At 67.0% G+C, this 25,714-nt stretch carries 23 protein-coding genes; 12 read left to right on the top strand and 11 right to left on the bottom strand.

Translation table 11 applies throughout. From position 1 onward, the window contains the following. Nucleotides 1-101: 101 nt before the first annotated feature. From urtB to urtE, 4 genes are read left to right on the top strand one after another with little or no spacing between them, the layout of a single operon-like run. A complete protein-coding gene (urtB, locus tag AC1Q7F_RS24715; RefSeq protein WP_492511207.1) occupies nucleotides 102-1,697 on the top strand; it encodes an urea ABC transporter permease subunit UrtB in 1,596 nt (531 codons plus the stop codon). Between the two features lie 10 nt (nucleotides 1,698-1,707). Next, the gene (gene urtC, locus AC1Q7F_RS24710; protein ID WP_492511206.1) at nucleotides 1,708-2,850 is read left to right on the top strand and encodes an urea ABC transporter permease subunit UrtC; all 1,143 of its coding nucleotides are present in this window, start codon (nucleotides 1,708-1,710) and stop codon (nucleotides 2,848-2,850) included. Next, nucleotides 2,850-3,602, top strand: a complete 753-nt coding sequence (urtD, locus tag AC1Q7F_RS24705) for an urea ABC transporter ATP-binding protein UrtD (RefSeq protein ID WP_492511205.1) — start codon at nucleotides 2,850-2,852, stop codon at nucleotides 3,600-3,602. The genes urtC and urtD overlap by 1 nt, the downstream gene beginning before the upstream one ends. A 3-nt stretch (nucleotides 3,603-3,605) precedes the next feature. Then, nucleotides 3,606-4,301: an urea ABC transporter ATP-binding subunit UrtE gene (gene urtE, locus AC1Q7F_RS24700; RefSeq protein WP_492511204.1), complete on the top strand. Its 696-nt coding sequence runs from the start codon at nucleotides 3,606-3,608 to the stop codon at nucleotides 4,299-4,301. Nucleotides 4,302-4,338: 37 nt separating this feature from the next. On the opposite strand, the gene AC1Q7F_RS24695 is transcribed toward urtE, so the two are convergent. The 10 genes from AC1Q7F_RS24695 to pobA all read right to left on the bottom strand — a co-directional run bounded on the left by AC1Q7F_RS24695 (nucleotide 4,339) and on the right by pobA (nucleotide 12,747). After that, entirely contained in the window at nucleotides 4,339-4,818 is a 480-nt protein-coding gene (locus AC1Q7F_RS24695; protein WP_492511203.1) for a VOC family protein, read from the bottom strand. 72 nt (nucleotides 4,819-4,890) lie between these two features. Further along, nucleotides 4,891-5,274, bottom strand: coding sequence for a 4-carboxymuconolactone decarboxylase (gene pcaC, locus AC1Q7F_RS24690; RefSeq protein ID WP_492511202.1), 384 nt, complete (start codon nucleotides 5,272-5,274; stop codon nucleotides 4,891-4,893). A gap of 4 nt (nucleotides 5,275-5,278) precedes the next feature. After that, the gene (gene pcaD, locus AC1Q7F_RS24685; protein WP_492511201.1) at nucleotides 5,279-6,064 is read right to left on the bottom strand and encodes a 3-oxoadipate enol-lactonase; all 786 of its coding nucleotides are present in this window, start codon (nucleotides 6,062-6,064) and stop codon (nucleotides 5,279-5,281) included. Next, nucleotides 6,064-7,413 carry a 3-carboxy-cis,cis-muconate cycloisomerase gene (gene pcaB, locus AC1Q7F_RS24680; RefSeq protein WP_492511200.1) on the bottom strand — a complete coding sequence of 450 codons (1,350 nt, stop codon included), beginning with the start codon at nucleotides 7,411-7,413 and terminating at the stop codon, nucleotides 6,064-6,066. Before pcaB ends, pcaD begins: the two co-directional genes overlap by 1 nt. 185 nt (nucleotides 7,414-7,598) lie before the next feature. Beyond that, the gene (pcaG, locus tag AC1Q7F_RS24675) at nucleotides 7,599-8,240 is read right to left on the bottom strand and encodes a protocatechuate 3,4-dioxygenase subunit alpha (RefSeq protein WP_492511199.1); all 642 of its coding nucleotides are present in this window, start codon (nucleotides 8,238-8,240) and stop codon (nucleotides 7,599-7,601) included. A 3-nt stretch (nucleotides 8,241-8,243) separates the two neighbouring features. Next, nucleotides 8,244-8,948 (bottom strand): protocatechuate 3,4-dioxygenase subunit beta, encoded by a 705-nt coding sequence (gene pcaH / locus AC1Q7F_RS24670; protein ID WP_492511198.1) that lies wholly within the window; start codon nucleotides 8,946-8,948, stop codon nucleotides 8,244-8,246. Between the two features lie 14 nt (nucleotides 8,949-8,962). Next, complete coding sequence (gene pcaF, locus AC1Q7F_RS24665; protein WP_492511197.1) at nucleotides 8,963-10,168, bottom strand: 3-oxoadipyl-CoA thiolase; 1,206 nt, start codon at nucleotides 10,166-10,168, stop codon at nucleotides 8,963-8,965. Beyond that, nucleotides 10,165-10,815 carry a 3-oxoacid CoA-transferase subunit B gene (locus tag AC1Q7F_RS24660; protein WP_492511196.1) on the bottom strand — a complete coding sequence of 217 codons (651 nt, stop codon included), beginning with the start codon at nucleotides 10,813-10,815 and terminating at the stop codon, nucleotides 10,165-10,167. The genes pcaF and AC1Q7F_RS24660 overlap by 4 nt, the downstream gene beginning before the upstream one ends. Nucleotides 10,816-10,819: 4 nt before the next feature. After that, complete coding sequence (locus AC1Q7F_RS24655) at nucleotides 10,820-11,542, bottom strand: CoA transferase subunit A (protein ID WP_492511195.1); 723 nt, start codon at nucleotides 11,540-11,542, stop codon at nucleotides 10,820-10,822. 35 nt (nucleotides 11,543-11,577) lie between these two features. Further along, nucleotides 11,578-12,747, bottom strand: coding sequence for a 4-hydroxybenzoate 3-monooxygenase (gene pobA / locus AC1Q7F_RS24650; RefSeq protein WP_492511194.1), 1,170 nt, complete (start codon nucleotides 12,745-12,747; stop codon nucleotides 11,578-11,580). A 148-nt stretch (nucleotides 12,748-12,895) separates the two neighbouring features. Here pobA and AC1Q7F_RS24645 point away from each other — a divergent pair, with 148 nt between their 5' ends. From AC1Q7F_RS24645 to AC1Q7F_RS24630, 4 genes are all read left to right on the top strand, one after another. After that, nucleotides 12,896-13,753: a helix-turn-helix domain-containing protein gene (locus AC1Q7F_RS24645; RefSeq protein ID WP_492511193.1), complete on the top strand. Its 858-nt coding sequence runs from the start codon at nucleotides 12,896-12,898 to the stop codon at nucleotides 13,751-13,753. Nucleotides 13,754-13,887: 134 nt separating this feature from the next. Beyond that, complete coding sequence (locus tag AC1Q7F_RS24640) at nucleotides 13,888-15,369, top strand: aldehyde dehydrogenase (protein ID WP_492511192.1); 1,482 nt, start codon at nucleotides 13,888-13,890, stop codon at nucleotides 15,367-15,369. Nucleotides 15,370-15,381: 12 nt separating this feature from the next. Next, nucleotides 15,382-16,146, top strand: a complete 765-nt coding sequence (locus AC1Q7F_RS24635) for an SDR family NAD(P)-dependent oxidoreductase (protein ID WP_492511191.1) — start codon at nucleotides 15,382-15,384, stop codon at nucleotides 16,144-16,146. A gap of 19 nt (nucleotides 16,147-16,165) precedes the next feature. Further along, nucleotides 16,166-17,476 (top strand): MFS transporter, encoded by a 1,311-nt coding sequence (locus tag AC1Q7F_RS24630; RefSeq protein WP_492511190.1) that lies wholly within the window; start codon nucleotides 16,166-16,168, stop codon nucleotides 17,474-17,476. A gap of 6 nt (nucleotides 17,477-17,482) precedes the next feature. Here AC1Q7F_RS24630 and AC1Q7F_RS24625 read toward each other — a convergent pair whose 3' ends face one another. Beyond that, nucleotides 17,483-20,194: a helix-turn-helix transcriptional regulator gene (locus AC1Q7F_RS24625; RefSeq protein WP_492511189.1), complete on the bottom strand. Its 2,712-nt coding sequence runs from the start codon at nucleotides 20,192-20,194 to the stop codon at nucleotides 17,483-17,485. A gap of 205 nt (nucleotides 20,195-20,399) precedes the next feature. Here AC1Q7F_RS24625 and AC1Q7F_RS24620 point away from each other — a divergent pair, with 205 nt between their 5' ends. From AC1Q7F_RS24620 to AC1Q7F_RS24605, 4 genes are read left to right on the top strand one after another with little or no spacing between them, the layout of a single operon-like run. Continuing rightward, the gene (locus AC1Q7F_RS24620) at nucleotides 20,400-21,968 is read left to right on the top strand and encodes a hydantoinase/oxoprolinase N-terminal domain-containing protein (RefSeq protein WP_492511188.1); all 1,569 of its coding nucleotides are present in this window, start codon (nucleotides 20,400-20,402) and stop codon (nucleotides 21,966-21,968) included. Continuing rightward, nucleotides 21,958-23,061: an S-methyl thiohydantoin desulfurase family protein gene (locus AC1Q7F_RS24615; protein WP_492511187.1), complete on the top strand. Its 1,104-nt coding sequence runs from the start codon at nucleotides 21,958-21,960 to the stop codon at nucleotides 23,059-23,061. Before AC1Q7F_RS24620 ends, AC1Q7F_RS24615 begins: the two co-directional genes overlap by 11 nt. After that, nucleotides 23,058-24,320 (top strand): cytosine permease, encoded by a 1,263-nt coding sequence (locus AC1Q7F_RS24610; protein WP_492511186.1) that lies wholly within the window; start codon nucleotides 23,058-23,060, stop codon nucleotides 24,318-24,320. The genes AC1Q7F_RS24615 and AC1Q7F_RS24610 overlap by 4 nt, the downstream gene beginning before the upstream one ends. Further along, a complete protein-coding gene (locus AC1Q7F_RS24605) occupies nucleotides 24,317-25,699 on the top strand; it encodes an amidase (RefSeq protein ID WP_492511185.1) in 1,383 nt (460 codons plus the stop codon). The genes AC1Q7F_RS24610 and AC1Q7F_RS24605 overlap by 4 nt, the downstream gene beginning before the upstream one ends. The last annotated feature ends 15 nt before the right edge of the window (nucleotides 25,700-25,714 follow it).

Below are 25,714 nucleotides of genomic sequence, written 5' to 3'. Positions count from 1 at the left end.
TCCTTCTCTCTTCGTCATCCCGGCGAAAGCCGGGATGACGAAGGAGTGCTCTCCTGGCTCTGACACCTTGTGCCTCCCCCCGCCCCCGAAAGGCCGCTCCCATGCGAATGCTGCTGTTGCTGCTGTCCCTGCTGGTCACGCCGCTGGTCTGGGCGCAGGCGACGGGTCCCCTGATCGATGCGCTGGCCACCGATGATTACGCGGCCAAGGAACAGGCGCTGACGGCACTGACGGAAACGGGTGACCCCGCCATCGTCCCGGCGCTGAAGGCGCTGGAGGGCGGGGCGCTGTACCGGCGGCTGGCCGATGACAAGGTGGTGATCGGGCGGGAGGATGGCGACAGCATCGCGCTGACCGACCCGCTGACAGGGAACGCACTGGGGGCTGAGCCTGCCAGCAATCTCGACCTGATCCGGGTCAATAACCGCCTGCGCCGTAGCATCGGGGCCGCCCTGGGGGCGCTGACGCTGCGCAGCCCGGATGCCGCCGTGCGCCAGACGGCGGCCGATGCCGTTTTCATCAGCCGCGACGCCACGGCTCTTCCTCTTCTCGATGCGGCCCTGGCCGTAGAACAGGATGCCAGGGTCCGCCGGACCATGGAGCAGGCCCGTGCCGCCATCCTGTTGTCCGATGACAGCCTGCCGTCGGCGGACAAGCAGGCGGCCATCGCCACCATCGCCGATCGTGGCGGACAGACGGCGTTGGCCCTGCTGACCCCGCAGGTCGGCAACGATGATGCGGCCGTGGCGGCGGCGGCCACGGAGGCGGTACGCCTGATCGACAACAAGCTGGCCTGGGCGGCGGCCGTGCAGAACATCGTCTATGGCCTGTCGCTGGGGTCGGTGCTGCTGCTGGCCGCCATCGGGCTGGCGGTGACGTTCGGGGTGATGGGTGTCATCAACATGGCGCATGGCGAAATGGTGATGCTGGGCGCCTACACCACCTATGTCGTGCAGGATGTGATCCGCACCCATATGCCGGGCCTGTTCGACTGGTCGCTGCTGATCGCCTTGCCGCTGGCCTTCATCGTCGCGGGTGGGGTCGGCATACTGGTCGAACGCGGCATCATCCGCTGGCTCTATGGCCGGCCGCTGGAAACGCTGCTGGCCACCTGGGGCCTGTCGCTGGTGCTGCAACAGGCGGTGCGGTCGATCTTCGGCCCAACCAATATGGAGGTGGGCAATCCCGCCTGGATGGCTGGCGCCTTTCACGTGGGGGAGGTCACCATCACCTATGGCCGCATGTGGATCTTCCTGTTCGGGTTGGTCGTGTTCGCGGCCCTGATGCTGCTGCTGCGCCGCACGAAGCTGGGGCTGCAGATGCGGGCAGTGACGCAGAACCGGTCCATGGCGCGGGCCATGGGCATCCGCACCGCGCGGGTGGATGCCCTGACCTTCGGTTTAGGTTCCGGCATTGCCGGGCTGGCGGGGGTGGCGCTGTCGCAGATCGACAATGTCAGCCCCAATCTGGGCCAGGGCTATATCATCGACAGTTTCATGATCGTGATCTTCGGTGGCGTCGGCAATCTGTGGGGCACCCTGGTTGGCGCCCTGTCGCTGGGCATCGTCAACAAGCTGCTGGAACCGCTGGCAGGTGCAGTGCTGGGCAAGATCCTGGTGCTGGTTGGCATCATCCTGTTCATCCAGGCACGTCCCCGGGGCCTTTTCGCCCTGAAGGGCCGTGCCATCGAACATTGAGGGGGACGCCATGAAAGGCGGTTACCTGTTGCGACGCCTGGATCGGGCGGGTCTGGCCTTCGGCGCCATCACGCTGGGCCTGGCCGTGCTGATCCCGGTGTTGAACCTGATCGTGCCGGCGGACAGCGCGTTCCATGTGCCCCCGCATGTCGTGGCGCTGATGGGCAAGTATCTGTGCTATGCGCTGCTGGCCCTGTCGGTCGATCTGGTCTGGGGCTATTGCGGCATCCTGTCCCTGGGCCATGGCGCCTTCTTCGCGCTGGGCGGATATGCCATGGGCATGTATCTGATGCGCCAGATCGGTCCGCGCGGCACCTATGGTCACCCGATCCTGCCGGATTTCATGGTGTTCCTGAACTGGCCGGAACTGCCCTGGTACTGGCTGGGCTTCGACCAGTTCTGGTTTGCGGCCCTGATGGTGCTGCTGGTGCCCGGCCTGTTGGCGGGGTTGCTAGGCTGGCTGGCGTTCCGGTCACGCGTCACGGGCGTCTATCTGTCGATCATCACCCAGGCCATGACCTTCGCGCTGCTGCTGGCGTTCTTCCGTAACGATATGGGGTTCGGTGGCAATAACGGCCTGACGGATTTCAAGGATATTCTGGGGGCGTCGGTACAGGCCGACGGCACGCGCAGCGCCCTGTTCGCGGCGTCGGCCGTGGCGCTTGCCCTGGGCTTCGTGCTGTGCCGCTGGATCGTGCGGTCCAAGCTGGGACGGGTCCTGGTCTCCATCCGTGACTCGGAAAGCCGCACACGGTTCCTGGGCTACCGCGTCGAACAGTACAAGCTGCTGGTCTTCGTCACGTCGGCCTGCATGGCGGGCGTGGCCGGCGCCTTGTATGTGCCGCAGGTCGGCATCATCAATCCCGGTGAGTTCAGTCCCGCCAATTCCATCGAGGCGGTGATCTGGGTGGCGGTCGGCGGCCGCGGCACGCTGATCGGGCCGGTGATCGGGGCGGTGCTGGTCAATTTCGGCAAGACCATCCTGACCGGCGCCCTGCCGGAGATCTGGCTGTTCGCCCTGGGCGGCCTGTTCATCGCCGTCACCCTGTTCCTGCCGCGCGGCATTGTGGGCCTGTGGACCGGCTACATGTCCCGGCGGCGGGAAAAACAGGCGGCGGCCATCACCACCCAGCCATTGCCGGAGGGACAATGATGTCCAAACCCGATCCGCAGCACACCCAGCTTTACCTGGACGGCGTTTGCGTCAGCTTTGACGGGTTCCGGGCGCTGAACAACCTGTCGCTGATCATCATGCCCGGCGAAATGCGGGCCATCATCGGCCCCAACGGTGCCGGCAAGACCACCATGATGGATGTCATCACCGGCAAGACCAGGCCCGACCGGGGCACGATCCTGTTCGATGGCGACACCGACCTGACCCAGATGGACGAGGCGGGGATCGCGACGCTGGGCATCGGACGCAAGTTCCAGAAGCCGACCGTGTTCGAAGGCCATACGGTCTGGGACAATATCGACCTGGCACTGGCCGCCCCGCGCGGACCATTCGCCACCCTGTTCCACCGCGATGGGGCCGATGATGAGCGTGTTCTGGCCATCCTCGACACCATCCGCCTGTCGGGCCGGCGGCATGTGCTGGCAGGCTCCCTGAGCCATGGGCAGAAACAATGGCTGGAGATCGGCATGCTGCTGGCCCAGGAACCCAAGCTGCTGCTGGTGGATGAGCCGGTGGCGGGAATGACCGACGCGGAGACGGCGGAAACGGCCCGGCTGCTGCGGGAGATCGCACAGACCCGCTCCGTCGTGGTTGTCGAGCATGACATGACCTTCGTGCGCGACCTGGATGTGAAGGTCACGGTGCTGCATGAAGGGTCCGTCCTGTCCGACGGGTCGCTGGACCATGTCAGCGCCGATCCACGCGTCATTGAAGTCTATCTGGGGCGGTGAGACATGCTGAACGTCAATGACATCAACCTGCATTATGGTGCAGCGCAAGCCCTGCGTGGCGTCAGTGTCCTGGCACAGCCGGGCAAGGTCACTTGCCTGATGGGCCGCAACGGCGTGGGCAAATCCTCCACGCTGCGCGCCATCATCGGCCATCGCCCGATCAGCGGCGGCTCCATCACCTGGGAAGGGGCGGATATCTCCAAACTCTCCACCGAAGACCGGGCGCGGCGCGGCATCGCCTATGTGCCGCAGGGGCGGGAGATTTTCCCGCTGCTGACGGTGAAGGAGAATCTGGAGACCGGCTTCGCCCCCCTGCCCCGGCGGCAGCGCTTTATCCCGGACGAGATATTCGAGCTGTTCCCCGTGCTGAAATCCATGCTGTCGCGGCGCGGCGGCGACCTGTCGGGCGGACAGCAGCAACAGCTGGCCATCGGCCGCGCCCTGGTCACCCGCCCGCGCCTTCTGTTGCTGGATGAGCCGACGGAGGGTATTCAGCCCAGCATCATCAAGGATATCGGCCGCGCCATCTGCTGGCTGCGCGACCGGGGCGACATGGCCATCCTGCTGGTCGAACAATATTTCGAGTTCGCCCGTGACCTGGCCGACCTTTATGCCGTCATGGACAGGGGCGAGGTGGTGATGGCGGGCGACAAGGCCGGGCTGGTGGAGACGGAGGTGCGGAAATTCCTAACGGTGTGATGCGCCAGCCCTCTTGCCGGCAAACTTCGCCGATCCATCAACCGCGCCGGGCCGCCTCGATCCTGGCGACATCGATCTTCGTCATCTGCATCATCGCCTCGAACGCCCGCCTGGCCTCATCGCCGCCGGCCGCCATCGCCGCCGTCAGCGCGCGCGGGGTGATCTGCCAGTTGATGCCCCATTTATCCTTGCACCAGCCGCAGGCGCTTTCCCGGCCGCCATTGCCGACGATGGCGTTCCAGTAGCGGTCGGTCTCCTCCTGATCGTCGGTCGCGATCTGGAAAGAGAAGGCTTCCGTATGCTTGAAGGCCGGCCCGCCATTCAGGCCCATGCAGGGGATGCCGGCCACGGTGAAATCGACCGTCAGCACGTCGCCCGCCTTGCCGGAGGGGTAATCGCTGGGAGCGCGGTGGACGCCGGTCACCACGCTGTCGGGAAAAAGCTCCGCATAGAACCGGGCCGCTTCCTCGGCATCCTTGTCGTACCAGATGCAGATGGTGTTCTTCGGCGTGGCCATGATCCGTCCTTTCGGTTCCCAGCGGTTGAAAGGCGGCCACCATAGCATGACGCTGTGCGGGATGGTTGGACCCTAAACGCCGTCCAGTTCCTTGAAGACGCGCGATGCGGCGTGAAACGCGCTGTTGGCGGCCGGCACGCCGCAATAGATGGCGGCCTGCAGGATCACTTCCTTGATCAGGTCACGCGAGACGCCATGGGTGATGGCGGCACGGACATGCATCATGAACTCCTCCTCCCGGTTCAGCGCGATCATCGTGGACAGCACCATCAGGCGGCGGGTCGCGTGGTCGATGCCGGGCCGGGTCCAGATCTCCCCCCAGGCATAGCGGGTGATCAGGTCCTGGAACTCGGCCGTGAAATCGGTGGTATTGGCGATGGCGCGGTCGACATGCACGTCGCCCAGGACGGCGCGGCGGGCCGTGAAGCCCAGGTCCTTGCGCGCAGCTTCATCCATGATCTCAATCCTTCAGGAAGGTCAGCAGGGCGGCGGTAAAGGCATCCGCCTGTTCCACATTCGACAAATGCGCGGCGTCCAGCTCCACCAGCCTGGCACCGGGAATGCCATTGGCCAGCTCATGGCTCTTGGCGATGGGCGTGGCCGGATCCTGGGTGCCACCGACGACCAGGGTGGGGACAGTGATGCGGGACAGCAGGGCGCGCTGGTCCATGTCGCGCACGGCGGCACAGCAGGCGGCATAGCCTTCGGCGCTGGTGGCGCGCAGCATGGCGGCGATGGGGGCGATGGCCTCCGGATGGGCCTTGCGGAACGGTTCGGTGAACCAGCGTTCCACCACCGCATCGACGATGCTGGCCACGCCTTGCGCCCTGACCAGAGCGATGCGGGCGTCCCAGGGCTCCCGGGGTGCCATCTCCGCCGCCGTGTTGCACAGGACCAGATGCGACAGCCGGTCGGGCGCATTGGCCCCCAGCCATTGCCCCACCATCCCGCCCTTGGACAGGCCGGCGAAGCGCACCGTGCCCAGGCCCAGCGCATCGATCAGACCCAGCACGTCGCGGCCCAGTTGCTCGATGCTATAGGGGCCGGCCGGGGCATCGGATGCGCCATGGCCACGGCTGTCATAGCGCAAGACGCGGAATTGCTGGGAAAGCACCTGCATCTGCGGCGCCCACATGTCCAGATTAGTGCCCAGAGAGTTGGACAGCAGCAGGACGGGGGCCCGCTCATGCCCGTCGAAGCGCCAATGCAGGCGGCATCCGTCGGCCAGGGTCACAAAATCTGTCATCACACACGCTCCCGTTCATAGCTGGCCAGCACGCGGGCCACGAATTCCGCCGCCGATCCCAGGTAATTTTCCGGCCGCATCAGGTCCGCCAACCGTTCATCCGACAGGTGCGCGGTCACGGCCGGATCGGCGGACAGTGCTTCCTGCAAACTGTGGCCGGCGGTGACGGCCCGCTTGCAGGTCGCCTCCACGATCCCGGCCGCATCATGCCGGCCCGATGCCTCCGCCAGGGCCTGGGTCACGGGTTCGGCCATCATCAGCCCATGGGTCAGGTCCAGGTTGGCGCGCATGGCGGACGGGTCCAGTTCCAGGCCCGACAGGGTATCGGCCATATGCGCCGCCGAACCGGACGCCAGCAGGAACAGTTCCGCCAGGACCGGCCATTCGGCATGCCAGCCGCCGACACCGCGTTCATGCTCCTGCACCATGGCCGACAGCAGCGTGGCCACCAGCCCCGGCGCGCGGGCGGCGGCCGACAGGGCGATGGTGGTGCCCACCGGATTGCGCTTATGCGGCATGGCCGACGATCCGCCCTTGCCGGCAGCCGCCGGCTCGAACGCTTCCGCCACCTCGCTGGACATCAGATGGGCGATGTCGCGGGCGATCTTGCCCAACGCGCCGGCCAGCAGGCCCAAGGCGGCACCCAGATCGGCGATACGGTCGCGCTGACTGTGCCACGGCATGTCGGGCAGGGTCAGCGACAATTCATCGGCCAATGCCACTGCCACGTCCAGACCCTGGCCGCCCTGGCTGGCCAGGGTGCCGGCAGCGCCACCGAACTGCAGCGCGGCCGCCGCTTGTCCGGCGGCCTTCAGCCTTGACCGGACACGCAGCAGCAGCGACAGCCAGCCGGCAGCCTTCAGCCCGAAACTGATGGGCAGCGCCTGTTGCAACAGGGTGCGGCCAGCCATGGGGGTGGTGGCATGGGTGCGGGCCAGGCCGGCCAGGGCGTGGATCGACCGGTCCAGGTCGGCCAGCAACAGCCCGACCCCATCACGGGCGCGCAGCACCAAGCCGGTATCGATAATATCCTGGCTGGTGGCGCCGCGATGGACATGGCGGGCGGCGGCTCGATCGGCCGCCGCGACCTTGGCGGTCAGCGCCTTGACCAGCGGGATGGCCGGATTGCCGGCCAGGGCCGTGGCCCGGCCCAGTTCCGCGATGTCATAGTGGCCAGGGTTGCAGGCCGCTTCGATCGCCGGCAAGGCGGCGGGCGGTACCATGCCGACACGGGCCTGCGCGCGGGCCAACCCCACCTCCACCCGCAGCATGGCGGACAGCACAGCCTGATCGGAGAACAGGGCCGCCATGGCTTGCGTCTGGAACAGGGGGGTGAAGAGGGAGGTCATGCGGTAACCATGTGATGGAATGTCAGCAGCTTACCCCCTTTCGTCATCCCGGCGAAAGCCGGGACCCAGGGGAAACAGGATCAGACCTCAACGCTGCTTGGACCAAAGCTGCTGAAAGGTCGGGCATTTGTCCCCTGGGTCCCGGCTTGTCACCGGGATGACGAAAAAGGATCAAGAACATGGGGTTACACGTCGAAGAACACCGTCTCCCCCTCGCCCTGCAAGCGGATGTCGAAGCGGTAGCGCCCACCCCCCTCCGGCACGGCCAGCAGGGTGGCACGACGGGTAGCGGGGACCAGATCCAGGATCGTATCCTCCCCGTTCGACGGGTCGTCTGCGAAATAGATGCGGCTGACCATGCGCTTGATCACGCCGCGCGCCATCACGGAGATGGCGATGTGCGGTGCCTGAAGGCTGTTGCCGGGGCCGGGCACGCGGCCGGGCTTGACCGTGCGGATGGTGAAGACGCCGTCGGCACTGGTCGCCGCACGGCCGAAGCCGATGAATTCAGGGTCCAGGGCCACCTCTGCCCGTCCATCGTCGGGGCTGTCATAGCGGCCGGCGGCGTTGGCCTGCCACAATTCCACGAAAGCATCGGGGATGGGCACGCCATCACCGTCGAAGATGGTGCCGGTGATGATGACCACCTCACCCCGGGCCACGCCGCGCGGCTGGTCGTTGGGGTTCAGCGTGTAATGGCCTTCGGGCAGCAGGTCCATGCGGGCACCGGCATCGCCCTTGCCTTCCACCAGATCGGCGCCGCCCTTCCAGGGCAGGGCATAGTGGAAGAACGGGCCGACCGTCTGCCAGGGGGTTTGTCCGCTCATCGATCAATCCTCCATCGGCGTGGCATCGCGGCCGCGCAGCACGATGTCGAAGATGAAGGACAGCGCAAAGGCTTCCTGCGTCGTTTCGATATCGAAGCGGCTGATCATGCGCGGCAAGGCGTGGGCCGGCACGGCGTTGGCGATCGGGTCCAACGGGATCAACGGATCGCCGGGGAAATACATCTGCGTCACCAGCCGTGTGGCAAAGGCCGGTCCCAGCAGGGAGAAATGGATATGGGCCGGGCGCCAGGCGTTATAATGGTTGCCCCAGGGATAGGCGCCGGGCGTGATGGTCAGGAAGCGATATCGCCCCTGGTCATCGGTGATGACGCGGCCCGACCCGGTGAAGTTGGGGTCCAGCGGCGCGTTCCATTGATCCTTCTTATGGATATAGCGACCGGCGGCGTTGGCCTGCCAGACCTCCACGATGGTGTTGGGCACAGGCCGCCCATCCTCATCCAGCACGCGGCCGGAAACCACGATGCGCTGGCCGATGGCCTCCCCCTTGCCGACCTTCGTCAGATCGGCGACGGCGGGACCCATCAGCCGGTCCCAGCGGCCGGCCGGACCCGTCAGTTCCGTCAGGGTCTGCGGAATGCGGATCAATGGTTGATGCGGCGACCGTTTCACGGTCGATTTGTAGTCGGGGGACAGCAGGGCCGGATGCGCGCCCTCCTCCTCCCGGTTATAGGGCAGGATCAATGTCATGGATGCTTCCTCCCTCAAACCCGTTCCACGGCCAGCGCCAAGCCCTGGCCGACACCGATGCACATGGTGACCAGGGCACGCTTGCCGCCCCGTTGTTCCAGACCGCGCAGCGCCGTCAGGGCCAGCCGGGCGCCGGAAGCGCCCAGCGGGTGACCCAGCGCGATGGCACCACCATGCGGGTTCACATGATTGGCCATCGGATCGGCACCCAGGGCCCGCAGGCTGGCGATCACCTGCGAGGCGAAGGCCTCGTTCAATTCGATCAGGTCGAAATCACCGATGGACAAGCCCAGCTTTTCCATCAGCTTGGCGCTCGCCGGCACCGGGCCGATGCCCATGACGCGCGGTTCCACGCCCGCCGTCGCCATGCCCAGGATGCGACCACGCGGGCTCAACCCATGGGTTTTTACTGCGGACTCCGAAGCAATCAGCAGGGCGACCGCGCCGTCATTGACGCCGCTGGCGTTGCCCGCCGTCACGCTGCCGCCGGCCCGGACCACGGGCTTCAGCTTGGCCAGCGCCTCAGCCGTCGTGTCGGCGCGGGGATGCTCATCCACCGTCACCACAGTCGGCCTGCCCTTGATGTCCAGCACGGTGACGGGGGTAATTTCGTCATCGAAATAACCGTTGGCCTGCGCCTTGGCGGTACGCACCTGGCTGGACAGGGCGAAGGCGTCCTGGTCCTGGCGGGAAACCCGGTGTTCGACCGCCACATTCTCAGCCGTTTCCGGCATGCTATCGGTACCGTAACGTTCCTTCATCGCCTTGTTGATGAAGCGCCAGCCGATGGTCGTATCCTCGATCTGGGCGCTGCGCTGGAAAGCGCTTTCAGCCTTGCCCATGACCAAGGGCGCGCGGGTCATGCTTTCCACCCCACCGGCGATGACCAGATCCAGGGCACCGGCATTGATGGCGCGGGCCGCGGTGCCCACGGCATCGGCACCGGATGCGCACAGCCGGTTGATGGTGGTACCCGGCACGGACACCGGCAGGCCCGCCAGCAGAGCCGCCATGCGGGCAACGTTGCGGTTATCCTCGCCTGCCTGATTGGCGCAGCCCAGGAACACTTCCTCAATGACCGCCGGGTCCAGGCCGGGATGGCGTGCCAGCAGGGCCTGGATCACCTGGGCGGCCATGTCGTCGGGCCGCAGGCGGGAGAGCGCGCCGCCGAAGCGGCCGATGGGGCTGCGGATGCCATCGCAGATATAGGCGTGGCTCATGCTGCGATCTCCACCCGGAAGGGGGCGCCTGTGGCCGCCGTGATCTGTTCCACACTGATGCCGGGGGCCAGTTCGATCAGGGCCATGCCGCCATCGCCATCCTTGTCGATGGTGAAAACACCCAGGTCGGTGATGACCATGTCCACCACGCCAGCGCCGGTCAGCGGCAAGGTGCATTCGGGCAGCAGCTTTGACCCGCCGCCCTTGTCCTGGTGCTCCATGACCACCACGACCTTCCTGACGCCGGCCACGAGGTCCATGGCCCCGCCCATGCCCTTCACCATCTTGCCGGGAATGGTCCAGTTGGCCAGATCGCCATTACCGGCCACCTGCATCGCCCCCAGCACGGTGAGGTCGATATGGCCGCCGCGGATCATGGCGAAGCTGTCAGCGCTGCTGAAGTAGGATGAGGTCGGCAGTTCGGTGATGGTCTGCTTGCCGGCATTGATCAGGTCGGCATCCTCCTCCCCCTCGAACGGGAAGGGGCCGATGCCCAGCATGCCATTCTCCGACTGCAAGATGACCTGCATGCCGTCGGGGATGTAGTTGGCGACCAGGGTCGGGATGCCGATGCCCAGGTTCACATAGAAGCCGTCGCGCAGCTCACGCGCCGCGCGGGCGGCCATTTCATCACGGGTCCAGGGCATGGGATCAGACCTCCTGGCTGGCGGCCGGACGCGGCCGGGTGGTGCGCTTTTCGATCAGCTTGGCATAGGCCGCACCCTGGATGACGCGGTCGACATAGATGCCGGGCGTATGGACATGGTCGGGATCGAAGCTGCCCACGGGCACGATCTCTTCCACCTCCGCCACTGTCACCTTGCCGGCGGTTGCCATCACGGGGTTGAAGTTACGCGCCGTCTTGCGATAGATCAGGTTGCCTTCGGTATCGGCCTTCCAGGCCTTGACGATCGACAGGTCGGAACGCAACCAGGTTTCGCGCACATAGCGCTTGCCCTCGAACTCCTCCACCACCTTGCCTTCCGACACGACGGTGCCGACACCGGTCGCGGTGTAGAAGGCGGGGATGCCGGCCCCGCCGGCGCGGATACGCTCGGCCAAGGTCCCCTGCGGGTTCAGTTCCAGCTCCAACTGGCCGGAGATGTACAGCTGTTCGAACAGCTTGTTCTCCCCGACATAGGAACTGATCATCTTCCGGATCTGGCCATTGTTCAGCAATTGCCAGAGGCCGAAACCATCGGCCCCGCAATTGTTGGAGATGATGGTCAGGCCCTTGACGCCCGCTTGCCTGATGGCGGGGATCAGGTTTTCCGGATTGCCGGACAGGCCGAAGCCGCCCGACATGATGGTCATGCCGTCGAACAGCAGACCATCCAGCGCCGACCTGGCGTCGGCATAAATCTTTCCAGCCATTTTGTTCCGTTCCATGGACAGTAGCAGGTCAGGTCTCAGTGCAGCGGCAGGCCCACGTAATTCTCGGCCAGCGACTGCTGGGCGGCGTGGGAACCGCGCAGATAGCCCAGCTCGGCAATCTGCATGCGCCGGCCGAAGGCGTCGGTCTCCGGGAACCGGTGCATCAGACTGGTGAACCACCAGGAGAAACGTTCGGCCTTCCACACCCGGGCCAGGGCACGGGCGGAATAGGCGTCAATCCCGACGCTGTTGCCCCGATAGTGATCGGCCAGCCCATCAGCCAGATAGGCGACATCGGTGGCGGCCAGGTTCAGGCCCTTGGCTCCCGTCGGGGGCACGATATGGGCCGCATCGCCAGCCAGGAACAGGTTGCCATGGCGCATCGGTTCGGCCACGAAGCTGCGCAAGGGTGCGATGGATTTTTCAATCGACGGGCCGCGTGTGACACGGGGGGCCACATCACCGCCCAGGCGCAGGCACAGTTCGTCCCAGAACCGCTCGTCCGACCAATCCTCCACCTTCTCCGTGTTCGCCACCTGCACATAATAGCGCGAGCGGGTGTTGGAGCGCATGGAGGCCAGGGCGAAACCACGCTCATGGCTGGCATAGATCAGTTCATGATCACAGGGCGGCACGTCGGCCAGCACGCCCAGCCAGCCGAACGGATAGACCCGTTCAAAGGTGCGCAACACATCGGCGGGAATGCTGGCCCGCGCCACGCCGTGGAACCCGTCACAGCCGGCGATGAAGTCGCATTCCAGGATATGGTCGATGCCGTCATGCCGGAAGGTGACGTGCGGCCGGGCGCCGGTGATGTCATGCAGGGTGACATCCTGCGCATCGAACAGCAGCGGGATGTCGCGGCGGATGGCAGCGTCGATCAGGTCGCGCGTCACCTCCGTCTGGCCATAGACCATGACGGATTTGCCGGTCAGCGCCTTCATATCGATACGGGTATTGTCGCCATCGGTGGACAGGGCGAAGCCTTCATGCGGCAGGCCCTCGCGGTCCATGCGGTCATGCACCCCCACCTGGCGCAGCAGATCGACCGTCACCTGCTCCAGGATGCCGGCGCGGATGCGGCTTTCGACATAGGCGCGGTCACGCCGTTCCAGGATCACGCATTCCACGCCCGCCTTGTACAAAAGGTGGGCCAGCAGCAATCCGGCGGGTCCGGCACCGATGATGGCGACCTGTGTGCGCATCACGATCATCCTCCCAATGATTTATTGGCTGTTGGCGTGATGATAGCCCCGGTGAACCATTGGCACAGGACACGCATCCATCAAAAACTTGGATTTTTCATCGCTCCCTGCCATGCTGCACCGCATGATCCGGAAAGCCAGAAATCCCGTGCCCCGCTTCTTCCTGTACGGGGAGGCGGAGACCAAGGCGGATGAACATTTCATCCATGCCGAAACCCTGGAGCGGCGCAGCCAGCCCAGCGGCTGGCAGATCCAGCCGCATGCCCATGCCGACCTGAACCATGTCTTCGTCATCGGCGTCGGTGGCGGGGCCTTGCTGGCCGGCGGCGAACGGCAGGCCTTCAAGGCACCTTGCCTGCTGCTGATCCCGGCGGGGGAGGTGCACGGGTTCGACTGGGATGCCGAAAGCCAGGGCCATGTCGTCACCTTCGTCGACCCGCTGCTGCGCGGACTGGCAAGGCGGGAGCCGGGGCTGGCAGAGCTGTTCGACCGCCCGGCCGCCGTGCAGTTGGGGGAGGATGGGGCCGACTGCCTGCGCCTGGCCGGACTGCTGGAGGCGGAGATGTCGGGCGGGCGCGTGGGCAAGGCGTTGCTGGTGGAAGCAGCATTGATGGCCCTGCTGGTCCATGCCTGGCGGTCGGCGCGGCTATCGGTGGGCGGCGGAGCGGCGGCGCGCGGCCCGCGTGCCGCCCTGGTCGCCCGCTACCGCGACCTGATTGAGGAACATTACCGCGAAGGCTGGGGCGTTGCACAATTCGCCGATGCGTTGGGGGTGACGGCCGCACGGCTGCGCGCAGCCTGCATCGCCGTGACCGGTCACCCGCCCATCGACCTGCTGCATGAAAGGCTGCTGGCCGAAGCCAAGCGCAGCCTGCTCTATAGCGACCTGGGCGTGGCAGAGGTGGCGTTCGAACTGGGCTTCGGCGACCCCGCCTATTTCAACCGCTTCTTCACCAGCCGCGTCGGCTGTTCGCCTGGCCGCTTCCGGCAGGGGGCCGCGGGCTGAGTCCCCACCGGAACCGGCTTACCCGCATTACCCCGTTTCGACCCACCGGCGGCGATGCCGGCGGGTCCTTCTTTTGCGTACCCTGCGGTGATCGTTCCTTGTGCGTGGACGGACAGAAATTACGGGTGGAGACGATGCTGGACGATTTCCGGTTCGACCGGCTGTTCATCAATGGTGAATGGGTGGCGCCGCTGGATGGGGGGGTGCGCGGCAGCATCGATCCCGCCACGGGCCAGCCTTGGGGCGATGTCGCCTATGGCGGCAAGGCGGATATCGACCGTGCCGTGGCTGCGGCCCGCGCGGCGTTCGATGGGCCGTGGCGCCGCATGCCGGGCTGGGAGCGTGCCGCCATCCTGCGCCGCTTCGCCGACCTGTATGCCACGCAGGTCGAGGCGCTGGCCCGGATCGAAAGCCAGGACAATGGCCGCGCCATCCGGGAATCGCGCGGCGATATCGGGCTGCACTCCCAGTATTATCATTGGTTCGCCTCGCTGGCCGACAAGCTGTCGGGCCGCACCATCCCCATGGATGACAGCGTCCATGCCTTCACCAGCCGCCTGCCCGTCGGCGTGGTCGGCACCATCACACCCTGGAACGTGCCGCTGATGGCGGCGGCGTGGAAACTGGGGCCCGCCCTGGCGGCGGGATGCACCGTGGTGCTGAAGCCGGCGGAGCAGACCCCGGCCTCCTCCCTGGCCCTGGCCCGCCTGTTCGAGGCGGCGGGGTTCCCGCCGGGTGTAGTCAATGTCGTGCCGGGCGACGGGCCGGTGGCGGGCGCGCATCTGGTGGCCCATCCCGGCGTCGACAAGATCGCCTTCACGGGTGAGGGGGCAACCGCCAAGACTATCCTGAAGACCGGTGCCGACACGCTGAAGCGCTTCAGTTTTGAATTGGGCGGCAAGGCCCCGCACATCATCTTCGCCGATGCCGATGTCGAACAGGCACTGAACGCCGCCACGGGTTCGGCCTGGGCGCTGTGCGGCCAGTCCTGTGCCCTGGGATCGCGCATCCTGGTGGAACGGCCAGTCTATGACCGCGTGGTCGAGGCGTTCCGCGAGCGGGCGAGCCGCGTGCGGGTGGGCATGCCGCTGGACCCCGCCACCCATATGGGTCCACAGGCCCACCAGCAGCAGCTGGACAAGACCCTGTCCTATGTCGATATCGGCCGACAGGAGGGGGCGGAACTGGTGACCGGCGGGTCGCGCCTGACCAGCCCCGGTCTGGCCGGCGGCTATTTCGTGGAACCCACGGTCTTCGCCGGCGTGGCGCCGACCATGCGCATCGCGCAGGAGGAGATCTTCGGTCCCGTCGCCGCCATCATCCCGTTCGACGGCGAGGACGAGGCCGTATCCATCGCCAACGGCACGCCCTATGGGCTGGCGGCCGGGCTGTGGACATCCGACACCGGCCGCGCGCATCGCGTCGCCAACCGGGTCGAGGCCGGCATCGTCTGGGTCAACACCTATCGCTATATCCGCTGGTCCACCCCCTATGGCGGCATGAAGACCAGCGGCTGGGGCCGCGAGAACGGGATCGAGGCGCTGGACAGCTACCTGGAGACCCGCACCACGATCATCTCGACGACCGGGCGCTTCGCCGACCCGTTCGCGAATTAAGGGAGAGAACAAATGCGCCTGAAGGGCAAACTCGCCATCGTCACCGCCGCCGCATCCGGCATGGGCCGGGCCGGTGTGGAACGGTTCGTGCGCGAAGGGGCGCGCGTCGCCGCCATCGATATCAGCCCCGCCGCCCTGGACCAGTTGGTCGCCGATTTTGGTGCCGACAAGGTGGTGCCCATTGTCGCCGACCTGTCCACACCGGACGGTGCGCGGAACAGCATCGACCAGGCCGTGGCGGCCCTTGGCGGAGCCGACATCTTGTGGGCCCATGCCGGCATGCCGGGCCCGGCATCGGTGGAGAATCTGGACCTTGCCGCCTACCAGAAGGCCATCGACCTGAACGTGACCTCGGCCACGCTGGGGGCGGGACAGGTGGCGGCGCATATGCGGGCGCGCGGCGGCGGGGCCATCGTCTTCACCTCGTCGATCTCCGGACTGGTCGGATCGATGATGAGCCCGATCTATTCGGCCGCCAAATGGGCCGTGGTGGGCCTGACTAAGTCGCTGGCCCTGGCCCTGGCCGCCGACAATATCCGCGTCAATGTCGTCTGCCCTGGCCTTGCCGACACGCCCATGAAGATCGGTTTCACCGGCCGTAACGGCGACCCGGCCGAAGCGGCGGCGAACGAGGCCAAGGTGGTGGGGGCCGTGCCAATGGGACGACTGGTCAAGCCGGGCGAGGTGGCGGACGCCGTGCTGTGGCTGGTGTCGGACGAGGCCAGCTTCGTTACCGGCGTGGCCCTGCCCGTGGATGGCGGCTTCACAGCCCGTTGAGGCGAAAGGGACTCGCGCCATGGCGACCGTAACGACCGAGGGGACGGATGGCATGCTGGACACCACCCCCATGCATTGGCGGCAATGGGTGGTCGTGGCCCTGTGCATCGCGCTGAATGCGCTGGACGGGTTCGACGTGCTGTCCATCAGCTTCGCCGCCCCCGGCATCGCGACGGAATGGGGGATCGACCGGGGGGTGCTGGGCGTCGTCCTGTCCATGGAACTGCTGGGCATGGCGTTGGGATCGGTGCTGATCGGCAATCTGGCCGACCGCATCGGACGGCGGCCCACCATCCTGGCCTGCCTGGCCCTGATGGTGACGGGCATGGGGCTGTCGGCGACGGCGCAGGATGTCACGTTCCTGTCGGCGACCAGGCTGGCCACGGGGCTGGGCATCGGCGGCATGATCTCCGCCACCAGTGCCATGGTGGCCGAATTCTCCAATGCCCGGCGCCGCAGCCTGAACATGGTGCTGAACATCGCCGGATATTCGGCCGGCGCCATCCTGGGCGGACTGGTGGCGGCGGCCCTGCTGGAGCACACGGGCGACTGGCGCAGCGTGTTCCTGTTCGGTGCGGCGGCGACGCTGGCCATCCTGCCGCTGCTCTGGTTCTTCCTGCCGGAATCCATCGAAAGCCTGATCGCCCGGCGGCCCGCCAATGCCTTGGCCCGCGTCAACCGTACCCTGGGGCACCTGGGCCGCGATCCGCTGGCGGCATTGCCCGAGCCGGTTGCCGGGGCAGTGAAACCGTCGCCGCTGTCCTTGTTCAAGGGCGGACAGGCGCGGGTCACGCTGCTGCTGACCGTCGCCTATTTCGCGCAGATCATGCTGTTCTATTTCGTGCAGAAATGGGTGCCCAAGATCATCGTCGATATGGGCCATAGCCCGGCCGAGGCCAGCCGCGTGCTGGTGGCGGCCAATATCGGGTCGCTGACCAGCGCGGTGCTGATCGGGCTGGCATCGCAGAAACTGCCCCTGCGGCCGCTGGTGATGGGATCGATGGTGGCGGGCTTCTTTGCCATCGCCCTGTTTGGGTCCGGCCTGTCGGGGCTGGGGACCCTGTCGCTGGTGGTGGCGGTGGCCGCCTTCTGCATCAATGCCGGGGTGGTGGGCCTGTACCCGATCATGGGGGCCACCTTCCCCGCCCATCTGCGGGCCGGCGGCATCGGCTTCGTCATCGGGGTGGGGCGCGGCGGATCGGCCATCGGCCCGGTCCTGGCCGGCGCCATGTTCGCGGCCGGCAGCGGGCTGCTGCCGGTGTCGCTGGCCATGGGGGCGGGCGGGCTGGTCGCCGCACTGATGGTGTGGCTGCTGGTGCAGCGGAATTGATCTGCGTTACAGGGCGGCCGGCACCGCCGCCGGCCGCGTGCCCGCGCCGGGGATCAGGCCGCGTTCGGCCGACACCCGCACCGCATCGCGGCGTTTGCTGACCCCGATCTTACGGAACAGCGATTTCAGCCGGTACTTGACCGTATCCGGCGACATGCCGATCAGGCGTGCGATCTCCTTGTTGGAATGACCCTGGCACAGCAGATTGAGCACCTCCGCCTCTGCCTCGTTGAACAGGCCGGGGGCGGTGATGTTGTTGCGGCAGGCCAGCACCGATTTGGCCAGAACCTTCAGGAACTGGCCCCGGAACCGGTCCACCTGCGCCCCATCCTCCATCGCCTCGTCCAGGCTGGGCTGCACAAAACGGCGGGCCTCGACGAAGGGGCGGACGATGTTCTGGAACATGGCGATGCCCACGGCATCGTCGAAGCAGGTCCGCGCCTCCTCCCCCTGGCCCAGGGCACGATGGCCGAAGGCGGCCAGGATGTTGATATCGATCAGCAGCCGGCCCGCGCCGCGCTGATCCGCCCAGGCGCGCAGCAGCGACAGTTCCGCCATGGCCGGGGCGACATCGCCCGACAGCAGGTTCAGCTTCACCCGTGCCAGCGACGCCGCCAGGGCCACCGGCCGGTAGAGCGGGGATTCCGCCGTCGCCATCGCCGCCAGCCCGTCGATCCCCGCCGCCCCGGCCGCCGCGATGGCCGCATCCAGCCCGGCGCCATGCACGATCAGCAGTTCCACCTCCGCGATGTCGGCCAGCAGTTCCAGCTGCCGCAGTCGGCGGCGCGCCGCCGTGCGGCGGGCGCGGGCGATGATGGTCCAGGCCTCATCAAAGGCCCCTTCCCCGGCCAGCGCCTTGGCCTCGGTGAAATAGGCCACCGCATAGACATCGACCCAGCCGTCGGACTGTTCCATATGAGGCAAGGCCCATTCCAGCAGGGCGCGGGCATCGGCCACGCGGTCCTGCTCATACAGCAGCTCGGCCTGGAAAGCGCCGCAATTGGCGGCTAGGTCGGAATGATCGCCGAAATTCTCCACGATCTCCTGCTTTGCGGCGGCCAGGATGGTCTCCGCCTCCTTCGACCGTCCCTGCCCGCGCTTGATGCGCGCCTCCAGGAACCGGGTGAAGATGTCGCTGTAGAGCGAGCCGAAGGCCCGGTAATGCTCCCGCGCCGCCAGGGTGGGCTGCAATGCGCGCTCCAGCCATCCGCCTTCGAAATATTTCGCGGCCAGGGTCTCGCTGATATTGGCCAGGATCAGATGGTCGTTGGCCGGCAGCTTGCGCAGCAGCGCCTCACGCGCCAGCAGGTCGTCGAAGCTGGCAGGCTGGTTCTCGTAATCGGCCAGCGTGTCGCCCACCACCTGGATCTCGGTGCGCAGGTCGGCGGAAAGCACCGCATCTTCCGTCCGCACGGCAAACGCGTCGAAGGTGACGCGGGCCGCCCCCAGTTCACCCAGCTTCATCTGCAGATAGACATGGGCCAGCACCAGCCGCGGCCGGGCATGCACCAGGGCACGGGGCAATTGCGCCAGCCCGCGCGCCACCACGCCCTGCAGCCCCTGCGGGATCAGGCGCCAGCCGCCCGCCTCCTCCAATATCTCCGCCAGGCGCATGTTGTCGCCGGCCAGGATGGCATGGTTGACGGCGTCGGCCACCTGCCCGCGCTGCGCGAACCAGTCGGCGGCCCGGCGCTGCAAGGCCGCGAACAGGACGCTGTCCGACCGTTCCAGCCGGTCGCGCAGATATTCGGCAAAGAGCTGGTGATAGCGGTATTCGCGCCGGTCCGGCCCCACAGCCGTCAGGAACACGCCCTGCTGTTCCAGCCGTTCCAGCACCAGCCAGCCATCGGACCGGCCGCAGAGCAGATTGACCAGATCACCCGTCAGCCGGTCCAGCAGGGCGGTGCGGATCACCACCTCACGCACCTCGTCCGGCAGGGTCATCAGCACCTGTTCGGACAGGTAGCGGGCCAGATCGGCCCCCGACCCACCCGACTGCGCGATCAGCCGTTCCTGGCCGATGCCGCGCTTCAACGACAGGGAGGTCAGCTGCAGGGCGATGGGCCAGCCTTCGGTGCGGTCCAGGATGCGGCCGACATCGTCGGCGGCCAGGGTGCGGCCGGCGCGCGCCAGCAGGCTTTCCGCCTCTTGGCTGGAAAAGCGCAGATCGTGGGCGGTGATCTCCAGCAGTTGTTCTTCCGCCGCCAGGGCGGACTGGCCCAGCCACGGGTAATCGCGCGAGGCCAGGACGAAGCGGCAATTAGCGGGCGCCAGCCGGATCAGCGCCTGCAGGAACCCCGCCACCCCGTCGCCCTGGGCATGGTGCAGATCGTCCAGGATCAGGACGAAGGGCCCCGCCTCCCCTGCCAGCTCATTGACGATGGCGGACAAGGCGGCACGCGGCGGCAAGTCGGCGGCCAGGGCCGGCGGGTCGCCCGCGCCCCCCTCCCCCCGGATGGCCAGCACCAGGTAACGGACCAGCCGCTTCAGGTCGCAATCATCGCGTTCCAGGGTCAGCCACACGGCCTTGACCGACCGTCTGGCCAGTTGTTCGCGCCATTGCGCCAGGATGCTGGTCTTGCCATAGCCGGCCGGCGCCTGCACCAGGGTCAGCCGGTGGGTCAGCGCCTGGTCCATCAGGTCCAGCAGGGCGTCGCGCCGGATCTGGTCGCCCATCCAGACGGGCGGGCCGAACTTGGCGGCGATCAATTCATCCATGGAGCCTCACCTTGCCAACTGTTCCGGGTGCCGGGGGTCCGTGACAGGCACGTTACGGTCTGGGGATCGGCCTTTCAACACTTCTACCCGCCCCAAACCGGCCGCTTACCCGTTCCTGGCCGCCTACACCCGTTTTCCGCGTTGCCGCATCGGGGTGCCGTTCCCTCTAATCCAGGGGAGATTAAGGCGTGGGGAGGGTTGAGGAGTGCGCATTGGCGTCGATGTGGGTGGAACGAACACGGATGCCGTCCTGATAGATGGCAGCCTGGTCGTGGCCTCCACCAAGCAGCCCACGACAGCGGATGTCAGCACGGGCGTGGCAGCGGCGATCACCGCCGTGCTGTCCAAGGCGGATGTATCGCCCGCCACGGTCACGGCCGTGATGATCGGGACGACGCATTTCACCAATGCCCTGGTGGAACGCAAGCATCTGGACCGCGTGGGCGTCATCCGGCTGGCCAGCCCGTCGGGCGAGGCGCTGCCGCCGTTGACCGGCTGGCCGGATGCGCTGGCCGCACAGGTGGGCCGCGACTGTTTCCTGCTGCCCGGCGGGTACGAGGTGGATGGGCGCGAGATATCGCCGTTCGATGAGGGCAAGGTGCGGGCCGCCGCAAAGGCCTGCAAGGAACGCGGCATCACCAGCATCGCCGTCAGCAGCGCGTTTGCCCCCATCAATGCCGCCATGGAGGACCGGGCCGCCGACATCCTCCGCCAGGAACATCCGCAAGCCGAGATCAGCCTGTCGCACGCCATCGGCCGCCTGGGCCTGATCGAGCGGGAAAACGGCGTCATCCTGAATGCCGCCTTGGCCAGTTTGGCCCGGCATGTGATCGCGTCGTTCGAGCGGGCGTTGAAGGATCTGGGGCTGGCCGCCCCGCTTTATATCTCGCAGAATGACGGGACACTGATTTCCGCCGCCTATGCGGCGCGGTATCCGGTGATGACTATCGGGTCAGGCCCCACCAATTCCATGCGCGGTGCCGCCTTCCTGACCGGCGTGCAGGACGGGATCGTCATGGATGTGGGCGGCACCACCTGCGATATCGGCGTGCTGGCCAATGGGTTCCCGCGCGAAAGCTCCATCGCCGTCGATATTGGCGGGGTGCGCACCAATTTCCGCATGCCGGACATCCTGGCCATCGGCCTGGGCGGCGGTACCCGCGTCCATCTGGATGAGGCGGACCTGCGCATCGGGCCGGATTCCGTGGGCTATCGCATCACGCAGGATGCCTTCCTGTTCGGCGGCGCAACCCTGACCACCAGCGATATCGCGGTGGCCGCGGGCAAGGCATCGTTCGGTGATGTGTCGCGCGTTCCAGCATTGGGCGCCGCCAGGCTGGACAGCATCTGGACCCGCATCCAGACCATGCTGGCCGATGGTGTGGACCGGATGAAGACATCGCGCGGCGATGCCACCATCATCGCCGTCGGCGGCGGGCATTTCCTGGTCGCCGACGATCTGAAGGGGGCGGCCAAGGTGATCCGCCCGCCCCATGCCGACGTGGCCAACGCCGTGGGTGCCGCCATCGCCCAGATCGGCGCGCAGATCGAACAGATCGTCGATTATGCCGTACTGCCGCGTGAGACGGCGCTGGCCCGCCTGAAGGACGATGCCACGTCGCGCGTGGTGGCGGCCGGCGGCGCCCCCGATACAATCGAGATTGTCGATATGGAAGAAGTGTTCCTGTCCTACCTGCCGGGCCGGTCGGCCCAGGTGCGGTTGAAGGCGGTCGGCGACTTGGCCGTCCATGAAGGAGCCCATCATGCGCATTGATCGTGCGGCGCTGGCCGACCTGGCCCGCGGGGCGGCGTTCCTGGGATCCGGCGGTGGCGGTGACCCCTATTACGGGCTGCTGCTGGCCGAGGCCGCGTGCGAACGCACGGGCGGGTTCGACCTGATCTCCCCGTTCGACCTGGCCGACGACGCCCTGGTTGCACCCTGCGGCTGGATCGGCGCCCCCACCGTGTCGGTGGAAAAGCTGCCGAACGGCGGGGAGACGGCGGCCGGGCTGCGGCGGCTGGAGCAGATCATGGGCCGCCGGATCGATGCCGTGCTGCCGGTGGAGATCGGCGGCGGCAACGGTCTGGCGCCCTTCATCGCGGCGGCGGAACTGGGCGTGCCCGTGGTCGATTGCGACGGGATGGGCCGCGCCTTCCCGGAAAGCCAGATGGTGATCTTCAATGTACGCGGCGTGTCGGCCTGTCCGTCGGTGCTGACGGCGGCCTGCGGGTCGCTGGCGGTGATCGAGACGGACAGTAACCAGACGCATGAGCGCATCGCCCGCGGCCTGGCCGTGGCCCTGGGCGGCATCGCCCATATGGTGGAATATCCGCTGACCGGCGCCCAGGCCAAACACCAGTCCATCCCCGGCAGCGTCAGTGCCGCCATCGCCATCGGCGCCGCCATCCGCAATGCGCGGGCCGAACGGCGCGATCCGTTCGACGCGCTGGCGGCGGCCTTGCGCGCCACCGGCCTCTACCCGCATTGCCTGACCCTGTTCGATGGCAAAATCACCGACCTGGAGCGGGAGACGCGGGGCGGCTTTTCCATCGGCAAGGTGGTGATCGACGGGTTCGGGGGCGGCGGGCAGATGGAAGTGCTGTTCCAGAACGAGAACCTGGTGGCCAAGCTGAATGGCGAGGTCCGTGCCATGGTGCCCGACCTGATCACCATCATGGACCGGGAAACCGCCGACACCATCACCACGGAGCGCCTGAAATATGGCCAGCGGGTGAAGGTGATCGCGGCATCGGCGCCGTCCATGCTACGTGAACCGGCGGCGCTGGCCCTGATGGGGCCGGGGGCGTTCGGCTTCGATCCGCACTTCACCCCCATTGAAACCCTGAACAAGATCGAGGGCGCATGAGCCACGGCCAATCCAGCGACGCCTATGCATCCGGGCCGCTGCCCGAACACCTGACCGTCGCCGGTTGGCGCGTGGCCCTGATCATCGCCAGCTTCACCTTCTCCCTGCCGGGCTTCCTGAACGGGGCGCAGACGGGGTTGGCCCTGGGCTTTGGTCCCGCCGTGACGGCGGCCCTGATCGCCGGCATCGTGCTGTGCGCCGGCGCCTGCCTGACGGCCATCATCTCTGTGCGCACGCGGCTCACCACTTATCTGCTGGTGCAGCGTTCCTTCGGGGTGAAGGGGGCGGCCCTGGTCAATCTGGTCATTGCTCTGGTGCACTATTGCTGGTTCGGGGTGAATGTCTCCTTCTTCGGTGATGCCATGGTGGCGGCGGCCGAGGACGGGTTCGGCATTCCCGGCAGCTTCGGCAGTTTCGTGATCATCGGCAGCATCCTGATCACCATCTCCACCATCTTCGGCTTCCGCACTCTGGACCGGCTGGCCATGGTCGCGGTGCCGCTGGTCGGTGTGATCCTGATCGCTGTCTGCTATGTCTCGATGAATGCCGGGCCGGTCAGCCTGGCCCCGGTGGCAAACCCGCCGGTGCCGATGAGCTTCGGTATCGCGCTGTCGGCCCTGGTGGGCGGCAACATGCTGACGGTGGCCGCCATGCCCGACCTAGCGCGCTTCATCCGTAGCGAAAAGGGTGCCCTGGTCGGCATGGCGCTGTCCTTCCCGTTCGCGGCGCCCGTGCTGATGGTGGTGTCGGCCCTGATCGCCCTGGCGACGGGGCAGACGGACATCATGAAGCTGGTGGTGGGGTTGGGCTTCGGGGTGCCGGCGCTGCTGATGCTGCTGCTGTCAGTGTGGACGATCAATGCACTCAACCTCTATTCCGCCAGCCTGTCCATGGCTGCGACCTTCCCCAGGACGCGGCAGGTCTGGTTCATCCTGGGTGGCGGGGCGGTGGGCTGCGTCTTTGCGCTGCTGGGCATCATCAACAGCTTCATCCCGTTCCTGGTGGCCCTGGGCCTGATCATCCCGCCCATCGCCGCCGTCTATGTCATCGACGGGTTTATGGTTTATCGCCAGGGTGCAGCCGAACAGGTGGAAGCCCCCGCCATCCGCTGGGAAGCGGTGGCGGTCTGGCTGGGCTCGCTGGCCGTCACCATCCCGGCCATGGCCCTTGATCTCTCCCTGACCACGGTACCGGCCCTGGATGCCACGATACTGGCGGCGGTCGCGCACCTGATCGTTCTACGCGTGAAGAGGAAATGATGGTCACCGACCTGCAAGCGCTGAGCCGGCTGGACGCCCATGATCAGGCGGCCCTGGTCGCCAAGGGCGAGGTGCCGCCCGACGCGCCGGTGCGGGCCGCACTGGAGCGGATCGCCGCCCTGAACCCGACGCTGAATGCCGTCAGCCATGTGGCGGCCGACCATGCCCTGACGCAGGCCGCCCGCATCGACCGATCGGCACCGATGGCGGGCGTGCCCTATCTGCTGAAGGCGTCGATGGAATATCCGGGCTTTCCCTGGGTATCGGGGTCGCGTGCCTGCCGCGACCGGGTGGGCCGCAACCGCTATCCCTTTGCCGCCGCCATGGATGCGGCGGGCCTGATCCCCGTCGGCATGTCCACCATGCCGGAATTCGGGCTGATCGGGTCGGGCGAGGCGCTGGTCTATGGCCCCACCCGCAATCCCTGGGACCTGACGCGCGGGGCCGGCGGGTCCAGCAGCGGGGCAGGTGCTGCGGTGGCCGCCGGCCTGGTACCGTTCGCCACGGGCAGCGATGGCGGCGGGTCGATCCGCATCCCGGCGTCGCATTGCGGCATCATCGGGTTCAAGCCCAGCCGCAACTGGAACCTGCGCGCCCGCGCCGTCAGCCTGATCGACGATCTGCTGGCATCGGACGGTCTCTATGGACGGTCGATGCGCGACACGGTGTGGGCGGCACAGGCGCTGCGCACGCAGAAGCCGGGAACGCTGACCCTGGACCGGCCGCTGCGCATCGCGGTCAGCCTGTCCGGGCTGGACGGGCAGTTGCCGGAACCCGACATCGTGGCGATGATCGGAAAGACGGCTGCCCTGTGCGCGGAGTTGGGGCACAAGGTGGAGAGCCGGGAACTGCCGCTGGATCTGGCAGCACTCAACCGCGCCTTCGACATAATGTGGTCCTATGGCGCCGGCGAGGTAGCGGATATCTTCCAGGCCAAGCTAGGGCCGGCGGCCGGCGACCTGCTGGAACCCTGGACCCTGCGGCTGGCCCAACGGCGCCAGGACATCACGCCCGACGATCTGGCCGGTGCCCTGTCTTCCATCGGCCGCATCGACCTGCATCTGGCCCGGTTCTGGGAAGAATTCGACGTGGTGTTGAGCCCTGTGGCCGGCAGCACGGCACCCAAGCTGGGCGTGCTGGCGCCCGACCGGGAATTCGATGCGCTGTGGCGCGACCATTTCCGCCATGTCAACCATACGCAGCTGCAGAATATGGCCGGATATCCCGGCCTGTCGCTGCCGCTGTTCGAGGGCGCGGATGGATTGCCGGCCGGTGCGATGTTCTGGACCGGCCATGGCGGGGATGATGTGCTGCTGGCACTGGGCACCAGCCTGGAGGCGGCACATCCCTGGGCACATCGCCAACCACCGATCACCTGAGAGAGGGGACAAGAC

The organism is Niveispirillum sp. GW835-FHT14G11 (assembly GCF_058793615.1).
Note: the sequence above shows the minus strand (reverse complement) of the source record. Positions and strands in the feature narration are given on the sequence as shown.